This window comes from Burkholderia sp. WTPI3 (assembly GCF_021483755.1).
Lineage (GTDB): Bacteria > Pseudomonadota > Gammaproteobacteria > Burkholderiales > Burkholderiaceae > Burkholderia.
Genome location: NZ_JAGIXF010000032.1, coordinates 1 through 19,866, shown reverse-complemented (window position 1 = coordinate 19,866; position 19,866 = coordinate 1). Strand labels below are relative to the sequence as shown.

Genomic DNA, 19,866 nt, shown 5'->3' with positions numbered 1-19,866 from the left:
CATGGGCTAAAGCATGGACAAAGGCATACTCAAGAACGTTTCGATCAACTTCATCGGGCTGATCCTGCCGACCTTCGTGTCGCTGGTGACGGTGCCGGCTTATATTCACGCGCTCGGGGTCGAACGCTATGGCGTCGTGAGCCTCGTGTGGACGCTGATCGGCTATTTCGGGATCCTCGATCTCGGGATGAGCATGGCCGCGCAGAACCACATCTCGAAGGCGCTCGCGAGCGGCAACGAGGACGAAAGCGCCCGCGTGTTCTGGAGCGCGTTCTGGCTGAACCTCGGCACCGGCATCGCGGGCGGGCTGCTCATCTACTTCGGCGCGTTCGTCTACACCGCGTATTTCACGAAGGTGTCGGCGGCGATGCAGCACGAGGTGTATCTCGCGCTGCCGTGGCTCGCGCTCGCGATTCCGCTCGCGAACGTGTCGTGGGTGTTCGCCGGCGCGATCAACGGCGCCGAGCGGTTCGGCGTGTTCAATACGAACCAGACGATCGGCACGTTCCTGTTCCAGCTGCTGCCGCTCGGCGCAGCGTGGTGGATCGCGCCGAACCTGCAGACGGTGCTGGCCGCGGCGGTCGTCGCGCGGCTGATCGCGGCGGTGATGCTCGGTCACGCGAGCATCAAGGTGCTCGGGATCCGGCGCATCGATCCGCCGCGGTGGGGCACCGCGAAAGGGCTGTTCAACTTCGGCGGCTGGATGCTGATCGCCAGCACGGCCAGCATGATCGCCGACACGCTCGATCGCGTGATGCTCGGCGCCGGCATGGGCGCGAAGTTCGTCACTTACTACACGGTCCCGCAGAACCTCGTCACGCGGCTGAACATGCTGCCGAACGCGCTGGTGCGCACGCTGTTTCCGCGCCTGTCGGCGGTCGGCCGCGATCACGCCGACACGCTCGCGCGCCAGTCGCTCGAATTCCTGAACGGGGTGTTCACGCCGGTCGGCATCGTCGCGATCTTCGCGCTTGCGCCGTTCCTCACGCTGTGGGTCGGCGCCGATCTCGCCGCGCATTCGGCGCCGGTCGGGCGCGTGCTGGTGATCAGCGTATGGCTCGTCGGTCAGGCGAGCGTCACGCGGATCCTGATCCAGTCGCAGGTCAACCCGGCGCGCGCCGCGTTCGCGGGCCTCATCGAGATGCCGTTCTTCGTCGGCGGCCTGTGGTTCGGCATTCATCACTTCGGGCTGATCGGGGCGGCGGTCGTCGTCGCCACGCGTGCGCTGGTCGACTACGGCGTGCTGCTGTACCTGTCGGCGATCCGGATGCGCGCGATCGTGCTCGACATGCTCGCGCATCTCGCCTTCTTGCTCGCGAGCCTGTTTCTCGCGCAGGCGTGGTCGGGGCTCGGCGAGTCGATCGGCATGTGCGCGGTCGTGCTGGTGCTGAACCTTGCGTGGTCGCTCACGATGACGCCGGGCCTGCGCGCGCTCGTGCGCGACCTGTTCGTCCGTCTCAATGCGAGGAAAACCATTTGACGTCCTCCACGGCCTAAAGGCAGCGGATTCCCACAACCGGCGATGCACGTCCGCATCGGAGAATGTTCAGCGCAGCGTTGATATCACGATCATGCACGACACCACAGCCGTCGCAGGCCCACTCTCTTATTCGCAGTCCCGCGATACCTTTCGGCCGCGTCGTGCTGTCTTTCGACCCGCACGCCGAACAGGACTGGGTGGAACCGCTTTCGTCGACTTCCTCGAACGTGGCCCCATGCGCGATCGCCTTATAACGGAGCTTGTTTCGGAAGGACGACCAGGATGCGTCGTAGACGCTTTTCGCCATCCTGGTCCTGGCGAGCTTCGCGGCCGACACGTTGCCAACCGCGATGTAATCGAAGCGCCGCACCAGATCGAGCGCGAGCTTGTGTTGGAAATCGGCACGGGCATTCGCGACCTTGGCGTGCAACTTCGCGATATGCCGCTTGTGCTGTCGCGCCCGTTGCGCTTTCGCGAGCTTCTCGGCCGCGCGTCGACCGAACCGGTCAGTTGGCAGCTTCTCGCCCGTCGAAAGTGTGGCGAAGTCTTTCAGGCCAAGATCGATGCCGACACCGGAGCGGATCGGTCGGGCAGGAACATCAGGCATCTCGATCACGATGTTGAGAAACCAGTTGCCCCGCGCATCCTGCGCAAAGTTGGTTCCGTCCTTGATCTTGCCTTCGGGAAGTGGCCGACTGTTGAACACGCGGAAGGTGTTGCCGGCAAAGCAAAACGCATCGCTGTCGCGCTTCCGGTCACGGCCCTTAAGCGATTTCCTGCCGCGATAACGCAGGTAAGGGCGCCGGTGCTGGTTGCGCGACTTCGCGTATTGCTTGCACGTAGCGTTGACCGTACCGGAGTGGATGCCGAGTTCCTTGCTGCTGCCGGTCGTCAGCACGTTCAGGTCGAAGCCGGTCGGCCATTTCTTGCGCCACTTGAGCGCGTGCTTCTGTGTGTCGTTGCAGAAGTTCCAGACGTAGTTCACCGCACGGCTCTGCTTGTTGAGCAGTCCGTTGAGCGACTTCACCCGGTAGCGGTAGACAAGAATCATACCGGCGAGACTAACCCGTGGAAGAAGCTGCCTGTCAACAGCACTCCTTTCCTTCCCGTCATCCGCCCCGAAGGAAGTCCCCTTGGGGGAAATGGCGGGGTTTCATGGAGCGACTGATGAATCGCGATCTGGCGGAACACGCCATCCTGAACATCGCCACGGCCGACGGCGCCGTGGCCGAAGCCGGTGCCGCCGCCGCGCTGCGCCGTGCCGAATCGGCCGGGCAGGCAGGCGCCCGCCATGCGTCGCGCCCGCTGCGCGTGGCGATCGTCCACGACTGGCTCGTCACGTATGCGGGCGCCGAGCGCGTGCTCGAGCAGATCGTCGCGTGCTTTCCCGACGCGGACCTGTTCAGTCTCGTCGACTTTCTCGACGATCGCGCGTTCGTGCGCGGCAAGCGGGTGACGACGTCGTTCATCCAGAAACTGCCGTTCGCGCGCACCAGATACCGCAGCTACCTGCCGTTGATGCCGCTTGCGATCGAGCAACTCGACGTGTCCGGGTACGACCTCGTGATCTCGAGCAGCCATGCGGTCGCGAAGGGCGTGCTGACGGGGCCGGACCAGATGCACATCAGCTACGTGCATTCGCCGATCCGCTATGCGTGGGACCTGCAGCACCAGTATCTGGAGCAGTCGAATCTCACGCACGGGCCGAAGTCGCTGCTCGCGCGGATGATCCTGCACTACATCCGCAACTGGGACACGCGCACGGCGAATGCGGTCGACGGCTTCGTCGCGAATTCCGCGTTCATCGCGCGCCGGATCCGCAAGGTGTATCACCGCGACGCGGCCGTGATTTTCCCGCCGGTCGACGTCGACAGCTTCTCGCTGAACGAGACGAAGGACGACTTCTACCTGACCGCGTCGCGGATGGTGCCGTACAAGAAGATCGACCTGATCGTCGACGCGTTCTCGCGCACGCCCGAGCGCAAGCTCGTCGTGATCGGCGACGGCCCGGAGATGCAGAAGATCCGCGCGAAGGCCGGCCCGAACGTCGAAATCATGGGCTATCAGCCGTTCGCGGTGCTGCACGACCGGATGCGCCGCGCGAAGGCATTCGTGTTCGCGGCCGAGGAGGATTTCGGCATTTCGGTCGTCGAGGCGCAGGCATGCGGCACGCCCGTGATCGCATACGGCAAGGGCGGCGCGCTCGAAACCGTGCTGGAGCCGCAGTCGCACGGGAATCCGACCGGGTTGTTCTTCGACGAGCAGACACCGCATGCGATCGTCGCGGCCGTCGACGATTTCGAGCGCGCGCCGCAGCGCTTCACGCCGAAGGCGTGCCGCGCGAACGCGGAGCGCTTCTCCGCCGACACCTTCCGGCGACGTTTTATCGACTATGTGGAGGCGGCGTTGCCCGGCTCGACCGCGCAGCGCGGCACGGCCGCAGCGCCGATGCCGGCCGCGCGCGGCCCGGCGACGCTCGTGCTCGACCAGAGCGGCGTGCTCGGCGGCGCCGAGCTGTCGCTGCTCGAAATCATGAAGCACATGCGCGCGAACGCCGACGTGCTGCTGTTTGACGACGGCCCGTTTCGCGCGGCGCTCGACGAGGTCGGCGCACGCGTCGACGTGCTCGACCAGGGCGCGCTCGCCGGCGTGCGCAAGCAGGGCGGCGTGTCGGCCGGCGCAATGAAGCAGCTCGTCGGGATGGTGCGCGACGTCGCGCGGCGTGCGCGTCGCGCCGAGGTGATCTACGCGAACACGCAGCGCGCCATGGTGGTCGCCGCACTGGCCGGGCGGCTCGCGCGCAAGCCGGTGGTCTGGCACTTGCGCGACATCGTCAGCGACGACCATTTCGGCAGCAAGCAGCTGATGGCGATCAAGTACTGCGCGCGCCTGGGCGTCACGCGCGTGATCGCGAACTCCGATGCGTCCGCACAGGCATTTCGCGCGCTGACGGGCTTCACGCCGCAGCATGTCGACGTCGTGTTCAACGGGATTTCCGCCGAACCGTTCGATGCGCTGGACGACGTCAGCCAGGCCGCGCTGCGCGCGCGCTTCGGGCTACCCGAGCACGCATGGCTGGTCGGCTCGTTCAGCCGCCTCGCGCGCTGGAAGGGGCAGCATCTGCTGCTCGAGGCCGCCGCGCGGCATCCGGACATGCACGTGGTGCTGGTCGGCGCGCCGCTGTTCGGCGAGGACGAATACGCCGCGCAACTGCACGAGACCGTCGCGCGTCACGGCATGGACAAACGCGTGCATTTCCTCGGTTTCCAGCGCGACGTGGCCGCGTGCATGAAGGCGGTGGACGTGGTCGCGCATACGTCGATCACGCCCGAGCCGTTCGGGCGAGTGATCGTCGAGGGCATGCTCGCGCGCCGGCCGGTGGTCGCGGCCCGCGCGGGCGGGGTCGTCGAGATCATCGAGGACAGGGAAAGCGGGTTGCTGTGCGAGCCGGGCGACGCGGGTGCGCTGGCCGATGCGCTCGGCAAGCTGCAGCGCGACGCCGCGTTGCGCGCGCGGCTCGTCGCGAGCGGGCGTGCGACGGCGGTGCGCCGGTTCGGCACCGAGACCTATGTTGAGCGGGTCGAGAAGATTCTCGCGGATACAGCGAAGGCTGCGAAGGCGAAGAAGCGGTAAGCATGCGTGCCGGCGCGAGTCGGCGCAAAAACGGACCCTCATGCGGTGTCGCGCTGCATGGGGGCTTTGTTTTGCGGGCGGACGGGAGCGTGCTGCGCGGCAAGGGATGTTTCCTTGTCGGGGCGGGTAGATGCCCGTTCTGCGGGTATGCGGCCGGCAGCCGTCTCGATCGGAATCGCCTTTCGGGACGCCAGAGGCGTCGCCGTGCGGACCCGCGGTCGAGACGCGGCCCGACGGGTAGGACAGCCGACAAGCGGCCGTTACGCGCCGGTCAGGCGCCTTGCTGCGTGGCTCGCGTCACGCCTTGGCGCGGGAACGCATCCTCGTGCCGCTTCGTTCCATGAAAAGCCCCTGCGCAGCCGGAAGCCGCACGGGGGCTGGAGCCGCCGTCACGACGCGCTCAGGCGGCCTGCTCGGGCGCCGATGCGACGACCCGGGCCGCGCGCGTCGGCTTCAGGCTCGCCGACCACGCCATCGCCGGTCGTTCGAACAGCCGGTAGAACAGGTACGCGACCGGAATCGCCGCGGCCATGAACGCGAGCGACGGCCAGATCGACAGTTGCAGCTCGGAATGGAACAGCACCGAGCCGAGGCAGACGAACAGCGGCAGGTGAATCAGGTACAGCGAGTAGCTGAAGTCGCCGAACCGGCCGAGCAAGCGCAGCAGCGGTGTCGGACGCGGCGGGCACGCGAGCGCGCGGTACAGGAAGCACGCGAAGCCGGCCGCCCACAGCTGGAACGCGCCGTACTGGCCGAAGTGGAACGCGCCGCAGCCCGCAGCCAGCAGCACGGCAGCCGCGCCGTACCACGCGCGCGACGGCACGGCGGGCGTGCCGCGCGCCGGCTGCGCGCGCACGTCGGCGATCCACGCGCCGATCGTCCACGACAGCCAGTACGACGTGAAGAACTGCAGGTCGTGCCGCTCCAGCAGCAACGCCGACGCGACGTTGACGAGCGCGACGCCCGCGACGATGGCCGGCATCCCGACGCGCCGGCGCAGCGCGAACAGCAGCGGATAGACCACGTAGAACTGCACTTCGAGCGACAGCGTCCACAGCGCGCCGTTCGACCCGTACGTATAGCCGGCGACGCCCTGCAGCGAGAACAGGTTCACGAGAAACGCGGCGATGCCGATGTCGCGGATCTTGTGGCTGACCGGCGCGATCTGCAGGCTGATCGCGTCGAGCGCGAGCGTGAACAGCAGCGCGGCGAGCAGCACCGGATAGATGCGCGCGAAGCGGCGCGCCCAGAAATTCGGCGCGTCGAGCCGGTACGCCGGGTTGGCCGCGAATTTCAGCGCCGCGTTGCGGTGGATGCAGTAGCCGCTGATCACGAAGAAGATCGGCACGCCGGCCGAGCCCCACGCGAACGGGAACGTCAGATAGCCGACGATCACGCTCGGATCCAGCGCGTGACCGTAAGCGCGATGGAAGCTCTGCATGCCGACCCAGGCGACCTGGCGGCAATGGAAATAGGCGACGAGCAGCGCCGCGAACCCGCGCATCGCGTCGATCACGTGTTCCTTGTGGTCGGCGACGGGCGGCGCAGTCAAAGACGATCCGCTGAAAGCTTGCATGCGATTCGATTCCTTGCGACGGATGAAGGGGATGGTCCAATCGTAATGCGCAAGAATTCGATCGAATGAATAAAAAAATCGCGACGAGAAATAATGGTGTTTCACGTAATGGCCTTATTCACGTTCTGAAAGCGGTTTCGAAGCCGCCGCAATTATTTGCCGATTTTTTTCTGTTAGTTTGAAGCTCCGGTTGATTGATGCAAGGAGCGGCAAGATGGACATGCATTGGATCGCGAGCGCGGCAGTACTGCTGGTCATGGCCGTGCTGTCGGCGTATCGCGAGGCGCTGAAGAACGAGCCGATTCGCCCCGGTCTCGAACGGGGTAGCGTCCCGTATATCGAGGAATTCGAATCGTAAGTATTTGTATCCGTGAAATCGGTAATTTGTTTCTGCTTCGACAATGGGTGCGGCAATATCGACCGGATCGGCTGATTATCTCTTTTTCGGAAAAATGGGCAATCGGTCCATATCGAAAATGAACGGAGTGAAATTGGCCGTACCGTCGATTCTCGATATGCCGTTCGGAAAACAACCGCGCCGGGTCGCAGGTCGACGCGGCGCAGTCAACGCAATCAGGATGCGAACATGTTGAAAGTCACCAAGGCCGTGTTCCCCGTCGCCGGTCTCGGCACGCGGTTCCTCCCGGCAACGAAGGCGAGCCCGAAGGAAATGCTGCCCGTCGTCGACAAGCCGCTGATCCAGTACGCGGTCGAGGAAGCGATCAACGCCGGTATCACCGAGATGATCTTCGTGACCGGGCGCAGCAAGCGCGCGATCGAGGATCACTTCGACAAGTCGTACGAGATCGAGGCCGAGCTCGAGGCGCGCGGCAAGGAAAAGCTGCTCGAACTCGTGCGCGGCATCAAGCCGAGCCACGTGAACTGCTTCTACGTGCGCCAGCCGGAAGCGCTCGGCCTCGGCCACGCGGTGCTGTGCGCGGAAAAGCTCGTGCATGGCGAGCCGTTCGCGGTGATTCTCGCCGACGACCTGTTGCACGGCGAGCAGCCGGTGCTCAAGCAACTCGTCGACGTGTTCGATCACTATCACAGCTCGGTGATCGGAGTCGAGACGATCCCGCGCGACGACAGCCGTTCGTACGGCGTCGTCGAAGGCCGCGAATGGGAAGAGGACATCATCAAGCTGTCCGGCATCATCGAGAAGCCGGCGCCGGAAGATGCGCCGTCGAACCTCGGCGTGGTCGGTCGCTACGTGTTCATGCCGACGATTTTCGATCACCTGCGCCGGCTCAAGCCGGGGGCGGGCGGCGAACTGCAACTCACCGACGCCGTCCAGTCGCTGCTGGCGCACGAACAGGTGCTCGCGTATCGCTACTACGGCACGCGTTTCGATTGCGGCAGCAAGATCGGTTACCTGAAGGCGACCGTCGAGCTCGCACTCCAGCATCCGGAAGTGAGCCGCGAATTCGAGGCGTATCTGCGTACCTGTCTGCCCACGCTGGCTGCTGTCGCATAAGCAGCCGCGCTGCTCCGTTGTTTCAGGTGGTGGTTGTTCCGTTGGCCCCGGCTGCCTTGCGCGTCGGGGCTTTTTTGCGTCCGGGCGAAACGGGGCGGGTGACGGACGGCGGGCGAGCGGTCGGGCTGAAGTCGGGCGGGTTTAAGGCGAGCGGGCGCGGGGCTCCTGACGTACCGGCGCGCGGCCTGGTTTGCGGTGCGCGTCGGTCGCGTTCGGTCAGGATTGCTTGTCCGACTGAAACCGGTGCCGGTGTACCGGCTGCTTGCGGTTTGATCGATGCCCGGTTGGTGTGACCGCTGCCCGCGTTCGCGGTGATGTCGATGCAGGATTGATGTCGACGCGGCGTATTCAAGCCTTGCTCCTTCGGTGCAACGCGTTTCCGGCGCCGTTTCCGCGTGCCGGCATCGCGTACCGTGGTCGCGCCACGCGTTTCCGGTTCGAGGTCATCGACGCCGGCTTTCCGCTCGGCGCGGCGACGTGTCGGGCCGAGCGACGAAGTGGCGCGCCAGCATCGCGGCGACCGGTTTCTTGAAGTCGAGCAGACGCTTTTCCAGGTAGCGCCACGACAGATGCGCGAGCAGCACGGCGAGCGCGAACTGCAGCACTTCAGGCAGGACATCCCGGACGATCGCCGGGATCGGCACGTGCGCGAACGTTGCCGGCAACACGCCGAAGCGCGCCGGAATCAGGTTGTGGAACAGGTAGAAGCCGTAGCTGATCGTGCCGAGATAGACGAGCGGCGCCCAGTCGAGCAGCGACACGGCTGGATGGTCGGGTTCGGTCACGATCCACAGCATCAGCGAGCCGAGCGATGCGGACAGGCCGAGATCCGCGAGCCCCGTCACGAGGTCGGGCAGCGTCGTGAGCGCGGGCAGCACGAGGAAAATCACGATGCCGGCGGCACCGAGCCAGCCGGGCGGAATGCGGCGTGCGACGGCTGGACCGCGATCGGCGAGCGCCATTGCGCCGATGCCGCCGAGCGCGATCAGCGCGAAATTCCACGGGGAAAACGCGTAGATCAGCACCGGCGACGCATCGACCGCATAGAGCGCGAGATGTGCGAGCGCGCATGCCGCGACGGCCGAGATGCCGAGCCGGACGTGTCGCGCCGCAGGCACGGCGAGCAGCGTCAGCGGCGCAATCAGATAGAACTGCTGCTCAACCGCGAGGCTCCAGAAGTGCGACGTGGAGCCGGGCCAGCCGTCCTTGACGACGCCGATCCAGTAGTTCGACAGGAACGTCGCGTGCCACGCGAGCCCGAGATTGACGCCGCGCTGGTAGAACAGCGCGTGCGCGATCGCGAGCGCGGCGAGCAGCAGGTAGTAGACGGGAAAGATCCGCAGCGCGCGCTTGGCGAGGAACAGCGCGAACGCATGGCGGCGCGTCATCGTGCCGCGCTCGATCGCCTGACGGTTGCGATGAAGCTCGCCGACGATCAGGAATCCGCTGATGAAGAAAAACGTCCACACGCCGAGCTTGCCCACGTCGACAGCGAGGACGTGGCCCTTGTGGGACAGGAAAACGAGGATGACGGCGATGGCTCGCAGGCCGTCGAGTCCTTTGACGTATCTGACTTCGCGCATGAAGGCATCCGTGGCACTGAGCGAGGTCAGTATAGGTACGCAAATATCGAACGTAATTCCGGTCCGGACGTATACGTGACGACGTTTTTCGATGCTCGAGCGTCGGCGAAGTCGGTCGGGCGCAACAAAACCTGCGGGAAACCCCGCGAAAACGCATAAAAGTACTGCACGAAGCGTCAAGGCGCTTGTAGAATCCGGCGTTGAAGCGCGCGCGTTGCACGCTTCGTGTATCCAACGACCACACCTGGTAGGAGAAACATGGCGACTTCCGCAAAAAAGGTGGCCAAGAAGGCTGCCGCACCGGCCACCAAGAAAGTGGCTGCCAAAAAGGCTGCGCCCGCGAAGAAAGTAGTGGCCAAGAAGGCTGTCGCGAAGGCAGCACCGGCTGCTCCGACGCCGCTGAAGGACAAGTTCACGAAGGCATCGCTCGCAACGCATATCGCCGAGCGCGCAGCTGTCGAAGTGAAGGCGGTCAAGGCAGTGCTCACCGCACTCGAAAACGTCGTGCTGGGCTCGGTTCACAAGAAGGGCGCAGGCGAGTTCACGCTGCCGGGTCTGCTGAAGATCACGGCGCAAGTCGTTCCGGCGAAGAAGAAGCGCTTCGGCAAGGATCCGTTCACGGGTGAAGAGCGCTGGTTCCCGGCAAAGCCGGCCAGCGTGCGCGTGAAGGCACGTGCGCTGAAGAAGCTGAAGGACGCGGCAGCGTAATGCCGCGTAACGGTTGCCGACTGCAGGTCGGCAACCGTTACGATGTCCGACGATCCCCGCACGCGAAAGCGTGCGGGGATTTTTATTGCGTTGCGCAAATCGGGCGGCGGTCGAGGCGGGGTGTGCGATCTCGTGTCGCGCGATGCGCATTCGAGGCGGCGTGTCGTATGTGCGGATGGTGGGCGCGGCGCATGCGCTCGCGGGTTGCTTTGCCGCGCGGCCCGTTGTTCATGCGTGGCCGTGCGAGCCTCGTTTTACGAGCCGGGACGCTGCCGTTCCCGTCGAATTCTCCGGCAGCTCGAGGGTCGCGCGCGCCGCGATCGGGCTGCATGTCGGCGCGACGCGCACTGCAATTCGGGCGAGTCGTCGCGCTGCGATTTGTGTTGTCGGTATCGACGGGCTGGCATGCAGCGATCGCGATCTGGCGATTCTGTCGACGAAGAGATGCATCGCGCGTCGTCGCCTCGTTCGAGCCAATGCCTGTGTGCGAGACGGTCACCTCCCTTCTCGCGACCGTCGCGAAACCAGGCGGGTGCGGCGACGAATGCAACGTCGTGCTCGCATTTGCGCATGCGTTCGGCACAGCGCCGTGATCTGCGGAGTCATCGATCGAGAACATCGCCGCGGCGAGCGGAGTGGCCTACCTCTCTCCGATACGTATGCGCCGATCGTCACGGCCGCGCGCACCGACTCTGGTTGCGCAGTGACGGCGATGACGCGATCGATGTTCGCCGAACCGGTTGCCGCATTCGTTCGCGACGCGCGACGCGCGATGCGCGACGTGTAATGAATGGACCGTCGAACCGAAGCTGTCGGCATGGCACGCAACCATCGCCCGGGATTGCATCGCCACGCGACGCAGCGCCTCGGCAGAGACGTCCTGCGCCGACGGCCATGCACGATCGACCGCGCCGCACGAGCGTCCCCGCGCCTCGCGACGCACGCGTCGCACCGATGGCTCAACGTCAGCCCGCCGTGCCCTCATACGCTGCCTTCAACGCGGCGACATCGAACTTCGTCATCTGCATCATCGCGGCGGCCACGCGTGCGGCCTTGATCTCGTCGCGGTCGGCCATCATCGGGATCAGCGCGTCCGGAACGATCTGCCACGAGACGCCGTAGCGGTCCCGTAACCAGCCGCAGCTGTCGGCCGTGCCGCCGTTCTCGAGCAGCGCGCTCCAGTAGCGGTCGAGTTCCGCCTGGTCGGCGCAACTGATCATCAGCGAAATCGCGTGGTTGAACGTCTCCGTGCGCGGGTGGCTCATCGCGATGAACGGTTGGCCGAACAGCTCGAATTCGACCATCCGCGTGCCGCCAGCGCCGGATACCGTCGTGACGCGCACGACACGCGAGTTCGGGAAAATGCCTGCATAGAAGGCTGCGGCTTCCTCGGCTTCCGTCGAGTACCAGAGGAATGGCGTGATCTTCTGAATCGTCATGGGATGTCTCCTGTCAGCGGTCGATAGGGCAGCGGCAGCCTGCGTGCATGCCGCCATCGATACGACGGATGAAGCCTGCCGAACTCGACACGTCGAAGGATAGTCGTCCGGATCGTGCAACGCGCGTTGTGATCGAATGGAGGGCGGGGCAACGGTCGACGTGCCCGGATGCCCGCAAGTGCGCCTCTGGCGCGTCACAGGCCCTCCAGGAGCCGCTTCCCGTACGTTGTCGTACCGATGGGGCTGGCACGCGACCGCAGCCCGCCACCGGGCCGCTGGCGACGGACGAAAAAAAACCAGCCACGGCCGAAACCGATGACTGGTTTTGCAGTTCGGCGACATGGCGTCGGAGACGCCATGCACACCGGAAGCGTACTTCTTAGAACTTGTGGCGCAGGCCCAGAGCGACCATTTCCTGCGACTTCGTGCCGGCGTAGCCGTACGAGCCGATCGATGCTTGCGCTGCCGACGTCGTGCCGTCGTCGTTCAACTGCGTACCGCTCGCGTGCTGGTAAGCGCCGAGCAGGTAGACGTCCGTGCGCTTCGACAGCGAGTAGTCCGCACCCAGCGACACCTGGTGGTACTTGGCGTCCGTGTTGCCGCTCGCCTTCGTGTACGAGTAGCCGAGGCCCAGCAGCAGCGGCGGCGTGACCTGGTACGTCACGAACGCGCGGCCCGTGTTGTACTTCTCGGTCGACGTGTAGAGCGAGTATGCGTCCGGCTTGTATTGCGCGTTGCTGTAGCCGAGGCCGAGCGTCACCGGGCCGATTGCGTACTGGCCTGCGACTTGCGCGATGCCGATCGACTTCGCCGTCACGTAGCCTGCGTTGATCGGGCCGTCGACGATGTTGTCGGACGTCGTCGAGCCCCAGCCCGAACGGGTCGGGCCCGTCGTCGGCGACGGGTTGTTCGCGTAGAAGTAGCCGGCTGCGATGCCGATCGGGCCGTTGTTGTAGGCGGCTGCGGCCGACCACGTCTGACCTTGGCCCGGACGGCCTGCAACGCCGCTCAGACCGTACATGCCTTCGAACTGGAAGCCGTTCCAGACCGGCGAAGCGTACTTGATCGCGTTGCTGACGCGCAGGCTGTTGTCGTTGTTGTCGACGTCGCCCGGGGTCGCGAAGAAGCTGCCGAAGTAGTTGTCAGCCGTGACTGCCTGGACCAGGTCGACCACCGGGTCGTACTGGCGGCCCAGCGTCAGCGTGCCGTACTGGTTGCTTTGCAGGCCGACGTAAGCCTGGCGGTTGAAGATCGTGTTGGATGCGCTCAGCTTGCCGGTGCCCGGGTTGAAGCCGTTTTCGATCTGGAAGATTGCCTTCAGGCCGCCACCCAGGTCTTCAGCACCCTTCAGGCCCCAGCGGCTGCCTTGCAGGTTGCCCGACAGCATTTGCACCATGTTGTTGGCCTGGCCGTCATTGCCGTGAACCAGTGCGATCGACGTATCGATCACGCCGTACAGCGTCACGCTGGATTGAGCGTGAGCAGCGCCAGCGGCGCCCAGCAGGGCGAGCGAGAGGGTCGAGAGAGCGAGTTTCTTCATCGTTGAGTATCTCCACGCAAATGATTCAGTCGTTATTTGTTGCGGATTGGAGAATAGCTCAGTGCCATACAGGCAAGAAAGCTTAAAAAATAAAGTGTCTCGAAAAGGTAACAGCGAGAAAAAGTCCATATATATCAAGCACATCAAGAACTGTTCCTCTTTTTGAAATAGTTGACAATTGCTGCGCCGCGATTGTTGCGACGTTTGATGCGTTCGGCAACGCACGGGCCGATTTGGCGGGTTCGCGCACGAAAATCGAAGCTTGCAAACGTTTGCCTTTGCGGCGAGCGTTACGCGCCGATGCAACGAACGCATCAGCGTCGCGCCGGCGCGCGGCGGCGAGGTCGTTGCGAAAGCGCGAAGAGTTGTGCAAGGCACGGCGCGCACGCAAACATGCGCGGCCGCGTGACGAGCAGGAAGGGGCAATCAGTTGCCGCGCGCGTGATCGGCGGGGCGCTCGGCCTGTGCGGACGCGGCCGGCACATCGGCGGTGCGGCGGTGCGCGACGCCGCGCGCAGCCGCGAATTCCGCGCCGAGCAACAGCACGGCGGCGGAGAAGTACAGCCACATCAACAGTACCGCGAACGATCCGGCCGCACCGAACGCGCTCGCCGTGCCAGCGTGTGCGAGATACAGCGCGAACAGCTTCTTGCCACCGGAGAACAGGATCGCCGACACGATCCCGCCGACTGCCGCGTCGCGCCACGCGACGCGCGCGTCGGGCAGGAACTTCATCAGCGCGGCGAACGCGCCCGCGAGCACCGCGATGCCGACGAAGAACTGCAGCAGGTTGGTGACGACCACATACGGCGAATTGCCGAGCAGCCAGGTGCCGACGAACGTGATCGCGGTGTCGAGCACAAGCGACACGATCAGCAGGAACGCGACGCCGAGCACGAGCCCGAACGAAACCAGCCGCACGCGCACGAGCCCGAGCATGCTCGACCAGCGGTTTTCGGTGCTCGGCCAGATCACGCTCAGCGCCGTGTTCAGCGACGCGAACGTTGCCGACGCACCGATCGCGAGCGCGGCGAAGGAGATCAGCGCCGCGATGCCGCCGCGCTCGCCTGCGCGATGCGCGTTCTGCACGATGGTCTGGATGCTGGCCGCGGCATCGTCGCCGATCAGTTGATGTGCCTGCTCGAACACCTGGCCGCGCGCGGCATCGTCGCCGTAGAACCAGCCGGCCACCGCGATCACCATCACGAGCGTCGGTGCGAGCGAGAACGCGGAGAAGAACGCGATGCTCGCGGCCATCGCCGAGCAGCGGTCCGAGGAGAAGCGCCTGAACGCGTTGAGTGCCCAGTTGGCCTGTTGTTGCGCGAGACGGGTGGCTTCCGAGGTGATCTGTCGTTTCATGACGGTTCGGTGGTGTGCTGACCGCGGGATATTGGCGGATCAGACAAATCAGTATTGATCCGAAGATTCCATCATAGTTGCGTTGGCTGTCTATAATCCTTTCAGTTGCTCCCAACCCCACAAAACCGCCGAGACCATCATGCTACAAATGTCCCGGCGCCAGTTCCTGAAGGTGACGGCCACGTCGCTTGCCGGATCGAGTCTCGCCCTGATGGGCTTTTCTCCGACGGAAGCGCTTGCCGAAGTCCGACAGTACAAGCTGGCGCGCACCACCGAAACGCGCAACACCTGTCCATACTGTTCAGTGGGTTGCGGCATCCTGATGTACGGCCTTGGCGACGGCGCGAAGAATGCGCAGCCGAGCATCATCCACATCGAAGGCGATCCCGATCACCCCGTCAATCGCGGCACGCTGTGCCCGAAGGGCGCGAGCCTGATCGACTTCATCCACAGCCCGAACCGCCTGACGCACCCCGAGTATCGCGCGCCCGGTTCGGACAAGTGGGAGCCGATCTCGTGGAATGACGCGCTCGACCGGATCGCGAAGCTGATGAAGGCCGACCGCGACGCGAACTTCGTCGAGACGGCCGAAGACGGCGCGAAGGTCAATCGCTGGCTCACGACCGGCATGCTGGCCGCGTCGGCGGGCAGCAACGAAGTCGGTTACCTGACGCACAAGGCTGTCCGCAGCCTCGGGATGCTCGCATTCGACAATCAGGCGCGTGTCTGACATGGCCCGACGGTGGCAGGTCTTGCCCCGACGTTTGGCCGTGGAGCGATGACGAACCATTGGGTCGACATCAAGAACGCGGACGTGATTCTCGTGATGGGCGGCAATGCAGCCGAGGCCCATCCATGCGGTTTCAAGTGGGTAACGGAGGCGAAGGCGCACCGCAAGGCGCGGCTGATCGTCGTCGACCCGCGCTTTACGCGTACGGCCTCGGTGGCCGACTACTACGCGCCGATTCGCACCGGCACCGACATCGTCTTCCTGGGCGGCGTCATCAACTATCTGCTGACGCACGACAAGATCCAGCATGAGTACGTGAAGAACTACACGGACTTCTCGTTCATCGTGCGCGAGGACTTCGCGTTCAACGACGGCATCTATTCCGGCTACGACGCGGAGAAACACGCGTATCCGGACAAATCGAGCTGGGACTACGAGCTCGGCGACGACGGCTTCGCGAAGGTCGACCCGACGCTGCAGCATCCGCGCTGCGTCTACAACCTGCTCAAGCAACACTACGCGCGCTATACGCCGGACCTGGTCCAGCAAGTCTGCGGCACGCCGAACGAGAAATTCCTGAAGGTGTGCGAGATGCTCGCGACGACGGCCGTGCCCGGCCGCGCCGGCACGGTGCTGTACGCGCTCGGCTGGACGCACCACTCGATCGGCGCGCAGATCATTCGCACCGGCGCGATGGTGCAGTTGCTGCTCGGCAACATCGGCATCGCCGGCGGCGGGATGAACGCGCTGCGCGGCCACTCGAACATCCAGGGGCTGACCGACCTCGGGCTGATGTCGAACCTGCTGCCGGGCTACATGACGCTGCCGATGCAGGCCGAGCAGGACTTCGACGCGTACATCAAGAAGCGCGCGCAGCAGCCGCTGCGTCCGAACCAGCTGAGCTACTGGAAGAACTACAAGGCGTTCCACGTCAGCTTCATGAAGTCGTGGTGGGGCGATGCGGCGACAGCCGAGAACAACTGGGGCTACGACTACCTGCCGAAGCTGGACAAGCAGTACGACCTGCTGCAGGCGATCGAGCTGATGAATGCCGGCAAGATGAACGGCTACATCTGCCAGGGCTTCAACCCGCTCGCGGCGGCGCCGTCGAAGGTGAAGACGGCCGCGGGCCTCGCGAAGCTGAAGTGGCTCGTGATCATGGATCCGCTCGCGACCGAGACGTCCGAGTTCTGGAAGCATCACGGCGACTTCAACGACGTCGATGCGTCGAAGGTCCAGACCGAAGTGTTCCGCCTGCCGACCACGTGCTTCGCGGAGGAGGACGGCTCGCTCGTGAGTTCGAGCCGCGTGCTGCAATGGCACTGGAAGGGCGCGGAGCCGCCGGGCGAGGCGAGGAGCGATCTCGAGATCATGGCGGGGCTGTTCCTGCGCATGCGCAAGATGTATCAGGCAGAGGGCGGCAAGTATCCCGATCCGATCCTGAACCTGACCTGGCCGTATGCGAACCCGGAAAGCCCGACGCCCGAAGAACTCGCGATGGAGTTCAACGGGCGCGCGCTCGCCGACCTGACCGATCCGAAGGATCCGGCCAAGGTGCTCGTGAAGAAGGGCGAGCAGCTTGCCGCCTTCGCGCAACTGAAGGACGACGGCACGACCGCGAGCGGCTGCTGGATCTTCTGCGGTGCGTGGACGCAGGCCGGCAACCAGATGGGGCGGCGCGACAACGCCGACCCGACCGGCATCGGTCAGACGCTGAACTGGGCGTGGGCATGGCCCGCGAACCGGCGGATCCTGTACAACCGTGCGTCGTGCGACGTGAGCGGCAAGCCGTTCGACCCGACCCGCAAGCTGATCGGCTGGAACGGCAGCGCGTGGAAAGGGGCCGACGTGCCGGATTTCAAGGCGGACGAACCGCCCGAGAACGGGATGAATCCGTTCATCATGAACCCGGAAGGCGTCGCGCGCTTCTTCGCGCGTGCAGCGATGAACGAAGGTCCGTTCCCCGAGCACTACGAGCCGTTCGAGACGCCGCTCGCCGCGAACCCGCTGCACCCTGACAACCCTCTGGCGCTGAACAATCCGGCGGCCCGCGTGTTCGCGGACGACCGCGCGTCGTTCGGCAAGGTGTCCGAGTTCCCGCACGTCGCGACGACTTACCGGCTCACCGAGCATTTCCACTACTGGACCAAGCATGCGCGGCTGAACTCGATCATCCAGCCCGAGCAATTCGTCGAGATCGGCGAAGAACTCGCGAAGGAAGTCGGCGTCGCGCACGGCGAGCGCGTGAAGGTGTCGTCCAAGCGCGGCTACATCATCGCGGTCGCCCTCGTCACGAAGCGGATCAAACCGCTGACGATCGAAGGCAAGACGGTCCAGACGGTCGGCGTCCCGTTGCACTGGGGCTTCAAGGGTCTCGCGAAGCCCGGCTATCTCGCCAATACCCTGACTCCGTCCGTCGGCGACGGCAACTCGTACACACCGGAATTCAAGTCGTTCCTGGTGAAGGTCGAAAAGGCGTAAGGGGGAAGAGATGGCATTGCAATCGCTGGATATCAAGCGCGTCTCCGCCACCACGACGCCGCCGCCCACGGTGCGCGAACCGGTGACCGGGAGCGTCGCGAAGCTGATCGACGTATCGAAGTGCATCGGCTGCAAGGCATGCCAGACGGCATGCATGGAGTGGAACGACCTGCGCGACGAGATCGGCACGAACGTCGGCGTGTACGACAACCCGGCCGACCTGACCGAGCACTCGTGGACGGTGATGCGGTTCTCCGAATACGAGAACCCGGCGGGCGACCTCGAATGGCTGATCCGCAAGGACGGCTGCATGCACTGCGAGGATCCGGGCTGCCTGAAGGCATGCCCGTCGCCGGGCGCGATCGTGCAGTACAACAACGGGATCGTGGATTTCCACGAGGAGAACTGCATCGGTTGCGGCTATTGCGTGACCGGCTGTCCGTTCAACGTGCCGCGGATCTCGAAGAAGGATCATCGCGCGTACAAGTGCACGCTCTGTTCCGACCGCGTCGCGGTCGGCCAGGAGCCGGCCTGCGTGAAGACCTGCCCGACGGGCGCGATCGTGTTCGGCACCAAGGAGGACATGAAGCAGCACGCGGCCGAGCGGATCGAGGACCTGAAGGAGCGCGGTTTTGAGCATGCGGGGCTGTACGATCCGCAGGGCGTCGGCGGTACGCACGTGATGTACGTGCTGCACCACGCCGACAAGCCGTCGCTGTATCACGGCCTGCCCGACAATCCGTCGATCAGCCCGATGGTGAAGCTGTGGAAGGGGATCGCGAAGCCGCTGGCGGTCGCCGGCCTCGCGCTGACCGCGCTGGCCGGGTTCTTCCACTACACGCGGGTCGGTCCGAACGAGGTCAGCGACGAGGAAGAAGCCGCCGCCCGCGACGAGGCGCGACGCATCAAGGAGGACGGAAAATGAAACACGACGACCCGAACCTGATCGTTCGCTACACGCCGAACGAGCGCACGAACCACTGGATCACCGCGATCACGTTCGTGCTGCTTGCGCTGTCCGGGCTCGCGCTGTTCCACCCGTCGATGTTCTGGCTCACCGCGCTGTTCGGCGGCGGCCAGTGGACGCGGATCCTGCATCCGTTCGTCGGTCTGGTGATGTTCGTGTCGTTCGCGATTCTCGTGGTGCGGTTCTGGCACCACAACGCGCTCGACGCGGACGATCGTCAATGGCTGAAGCAGATCGGCGACGTGCTGACCAACCAGGAAGACAAGCTGCCGCCCGTCGGCCGGTATAACGCCGGACAGAAGCTGCTATTCTTCACGCTGGTGGCGTGCCTGCTGCTGCTCCTGCTGTCCGGGCTCGTGATCTGGCGGCGCTACTTCTCGTTCTATTTTCCGATCGAGGTGATCCGTGCGGCGGCCGTCGTGCATGCAGTGGCGGCGTTCGTGCTGATCGCAAGCATCATCGTGCACATTTACGCGGCGTTGTGGGTGAAGGGCTCGATCGGTGCGATGGTGCGCGGCACCGTCACGCTGGGCTGGGCACGCAAGCATCACCCGAAGTGGTTCCGTGAAAGCGTGAAGTAGCGCACCGGAGCGGGGCGGCTCGCCATCGCGGCGTACCGTTCCGGCACCGTCGGAATCGCCTGAAAAGCGCCGATCCGTCGGCGCTTGTTTTTTGGAAGACATATTTGTGACACAACGCATTCTCGAACCGACCGAGATCTCGGCGCTCGATCATTCCGCCATTCCCCGCTTTCGCCTGCCGGAGCGCGGCACCGCATTCGCGGCGCGCGCCACGCGGCTGCGCAAGCTTGCCGACCTGAACCCGATCAGCGGCTACCTGCGGCTGATGGCCACCGTCGCCGACGCGCAGCACGCGACGCTGCAGCAGTTGAACCT

General features: G+C 64.8%; 16 protein-coding genes. 9 read left to right on the top strand and 7 right to left on the bottom strand.

Annotated features, from left to right (window positions below; genetic code table 11):
- Positions 1 to 13 precede the first annotated feature (13 nt).
- Complete coding sequence (locus J7024_RS18720) at positions 14 to 1,480, top strand: flippase (protein WP_234745356.1); 1,467 nt, start codon at positions 14 to 16, stop codon at positions 1,478 to 1,480.
- A 13-nt stretch (positions 1,481 to 1,493) separates the two neighbouring features.
- Here J7024_RS18720 and J7024_RS18715 read toward each other — a convergent pair whose 3' ends face one another.
- Positions 1,494 to 2,531 (bottom strand): RNA-guided endonuclease InsQ/TnpB family protein, encoded by a 1,038-nt coding sequence (locus J7024_RS18715; RefSeq protein ID WP_234745352.1) that lies wholly within the window; start codon positions 2,529 to 2,531, stop codon positions 1,494 to 1,496.
- Between the two features lie 116 nt (positions 2,532 to 2,647).
- On the opposite strand from J7024_RS18715, the gene J7024_RS18710 reads away from it, so the two are divergent.
- Complete coding sequence (locus J7024_RS18710; protein ID WP_124826370.1) at positions 2,648 to 5,113, top strand: glycosyltransferase family 4 protein; 2,466 nt, start codon at positions 2,648 to 2,650, stop codon at positions 5,111 to 5,113.
- 400 nt (positions 5,114 to 5,513) lie between these two features.
- Here the strand turns inward: J7024_RS18710 and J7024_RS18705 are convergent, their stop codons facing one another.
- Entirely contained in the window at positions 5,514 to 6,689 is a 1,176-nt protein-coding gene (locus J7024_RS18705; RefSeq protein WP_175751649.1) for an acyltransferase family protein, read from the bottom strand.
- Positions 6,690 to 6,903: 214 nt separating this feature from the next.
- Here J7024_RS18705 and J7024_RS18700 point away from each other — a divergent pair, with 214 nt between their 5' ends.
- Together J7024_RS18700 and galU are read left to right on the top strand one after the other, a co-directional pair.
- Positions 6,904 to 7,047, top strand: coding sequence for a hypothetical protein (locus J7024_RS18700; protein WP_175686281.1), 144 nt, complete (start codon positions 6,904 to 6,906; stop codon positions 7,045 to 7,047).
- 228 nt (positions 7,048 to 7,275) lie between these two features.
- Entirely contained in the window at positions 7,276 to 8,163 is an 888-nt protein-coding gene (gene galU, locus J7024_RS18695; RefSeq protein ID WP_124826368.1) for a UTP--glucose-1-phosphate uridylyltransferase GalU, read from the top strand.
- 443 nt (positions 8,164 to 8,606) lie between these two features.
- Here the strand turns inward: galU and J7024_RS18690 are convergent, their stop codons facing one another.
- Entirely contained in the window at positions 8,607 to 9,746 is a 1,140-nt protein-coding gene (locus J7024_RS18690; RefSeq protein WP_124826367.1) for an acyltransferase family protein, read from the bottom strand.
- 258 nt (positions 9,747 to 10,004) lie between these two features.
- On the opposite strand from J7024_RS18690, the gene J7024_RS18685 reads away from it, so the two are divergent.
- A complete protein-coding gene (locus J7024_RS18685) occupies positions 10,005 to 10,454 on the top strand; it encodes an HU family DNA-binding protein (RefSeq protein WP_006754477.1) in 450 nt (149 codons plus the stop codon).
- Between the two features lie 965 nt (positions 10,455 to 11,419).
- Here J7024_RS18685 and J7024_RS18680 read toward each other — a convergent pair.
- The 4 genes from J7024_RS18680 to J7024_RS18665 form a co-directional block, all read right to left on the bottom strand.
- A complete protein-coding gene (locus tag J7024_RS18680) occupies positions 11,420 to 11,893 on the bottom strand; it encodes a VOC family protein (protein ID WP_124826366.1) in 474 nt (157 codons plus the stop codon).
- A 379-nt stretch (positions 11,894 to 12,272) separates the two neighbouring features.
- Complete coding sequence (locus J7024_RS18675; protein ID WP_124826365.1) at positions 12,273 to 13,433, bottom strand: porin; 1,161 nt, start codon at positions 13,431 to 13,433, stop codon at positions 12,273 to 12,275.
- 82 nt (positions 13,434 to 13,515) lie between these two features.
- Positions 13,516 to 13,806 (bottom strand): hypothetical protein, encoded by a 291-nt coding sequence (locus J7024_RS18670; RefSeq protein WP_175751647.1) that lies wholly within the window; start codon positions 13,804 to 13,806, stop codon positions 13,516 to 13,518.
- A gap of 53 nt (positions 13,807 to 13,859) precedes the next feature.
- Entirely contained in the window at positions 13,860 to 14,792 is a 933-nt protein-coding gene (locus tag J7024_RS18665; protein WP_124826363.1) for a YihY/virulence factor BrkB family protein, read from the bottom strand.
- A 139-nt stretch (positions 14,793 to 14,931) separates the two neighbouring features.
- Between J7024_RS18665 and fdnG the strand changes: the two genes are divergently transcribed.
- The 4 genes from fdnG to fdhE all read left to right on the top strand — a co-directional run.
- Positions 14,932 to 18,003, top strand: coding sequence for a formate dehydrogenase-N subunit alpha (gene fdnG / locus J7024_RS18660; RefSeq protein WP_175751645.1), 3,072 nt, complete (start codon positions 14,932 to 14,934; stop codon positions 18,001 to 18,003).
- 10 nt (positions 18,004 to 18,013) lie between these two features.
- The gene (gene fdxH, locus J7024_RS18655) at positions 18,014 to 18,928 is read left to right on the top strand and encodes a formate dehydrogenase subunit beta (RefSeq protein WP_124826361.1); all 915 of its coding nucleotides are present in this window, start codon (positions 18,014 to 18,016) and stop codon (positions 18,926 to 18,928) included.
- Entirely contained in the window at positions 18,925 to 19,551 is a 627-nt protein-coding gene (locus tag J7024_RS18650; RefSeq protein ID WP_124826360.1) for a formate dehydrogenase subunit gamma, read from the top strand. Before fdxH ends, J7024_RS18650 begins: the two co-directional genes overlap by 4 nt.
- A 106-nt stretch (positions 19,552 to 19,657) precedes the next feature.
- Positions 19,658 to 19,866: formate dehydrogenase accessory protein FdhE domain-containing protein (fdhE, locus tag J7024_RS18645; protein ID WP_234745351.1), on the top strand; the 209-nt coding region annotated here is incomplete at its 3' end.

What these genes read in the sequence shown, in the direction of transcription:
- J7024_RS18685 (WP_006754477.1), top strand. Translation starts at nt 10,005, where the DNA reads ATGGCGACTTCCGCAAAAAAGGTGGCCAAGAAGGCTGCCGCACCGGCC.
- J7024_RS18650 (WP_124826360.1), top strand. Translation starts at nt 18,925, where the DNA reads ATGAAACACGACGACCCGAACCTGATCGTTCGCTACACGCCGAACGAG.
- J7024_RS18680 (WP_124826366.1), bottom strand. Translation starts at nt 11,893, where the DNA reads ATGACGATTCAGAAGATCACGCCATTCCTCTGGTACTCGACGGAAGCC.
- J7024_RS18720 (WP_234745356.1), top strand. Translation starts at nt 14, where the DNA reads ATGGACAAAGGCATACTCAAGAACGTTTCGATCAACTTCATCGGGCTG.
- J7024_RS18710 (WP_124826370.1), top strand. Translation starts at nt 2,648, where the DNA reads ATGAATCGCGATCTGGCGGAACACGCCATCCTGAACATCGCCACGGCC.
- J7024_RS18690 (WP_124826367.1), bottom strand. Translation starts at nt 9,746, where the DNA reads ATGCGCGAAGTCAGATACGTCAAAGGACTCGACGGCCTGCGAGCCATC.
- J7024_RS18665 (WP_124826363.1), bottom strand. Translation starts at nt 14,792, where the DNA reads ATGAAACGACAGATCACCTCGGAAGCCACCCGTCTCGCGCAACAACAG.
- fdxH (WP_124826361.1), top strand. Translation starts at nt 18,014, where the DNA reads ATGGCATTGCAATCGCTGGATATCAAGCGCGTCTCCGCCACCACGACG.
- J7024_RS18705 (WP_175751649.1), bottom strand. Translation starts at nt 6,689, where the DNA reads ATGCAAGCTTTCAGCGGATCGTCTTTGACTGCGCCGCCCGTCGCCGAC.
- J7024_RS18715 (WP_234745352.1), bottom strand. Translation starts at nt 2,531, where the DNA reads ATGATTCTTGTCTACCGCTACCGGGTGAAGTCGCTCAACGGACTGCTC.
- galU (WP_124826368.1), top strand. Translation starts at nt 7,276, where the DNA reads ATGTTGAAAGTCACCAAGGCCGTGTTCCCCGTCGCCGGTCTCGGCACG.
- J7024_RS18700 (WP_175686281.1), top strand. Translation starts at nt 6,904, where the DNA reads ATGGACATGCATTGGATCGCGAGCGCGGCAGTACTGCTGGTCATGGCC.
- J7024_RS18675 (WP_124826365.1), bottom strand. Translation starts at nt 13,433, where the DNA reads ATGAAGAAACTCGCTCTCTCGACCCTCTCGCTCGCCCTGCTGGGCGCC.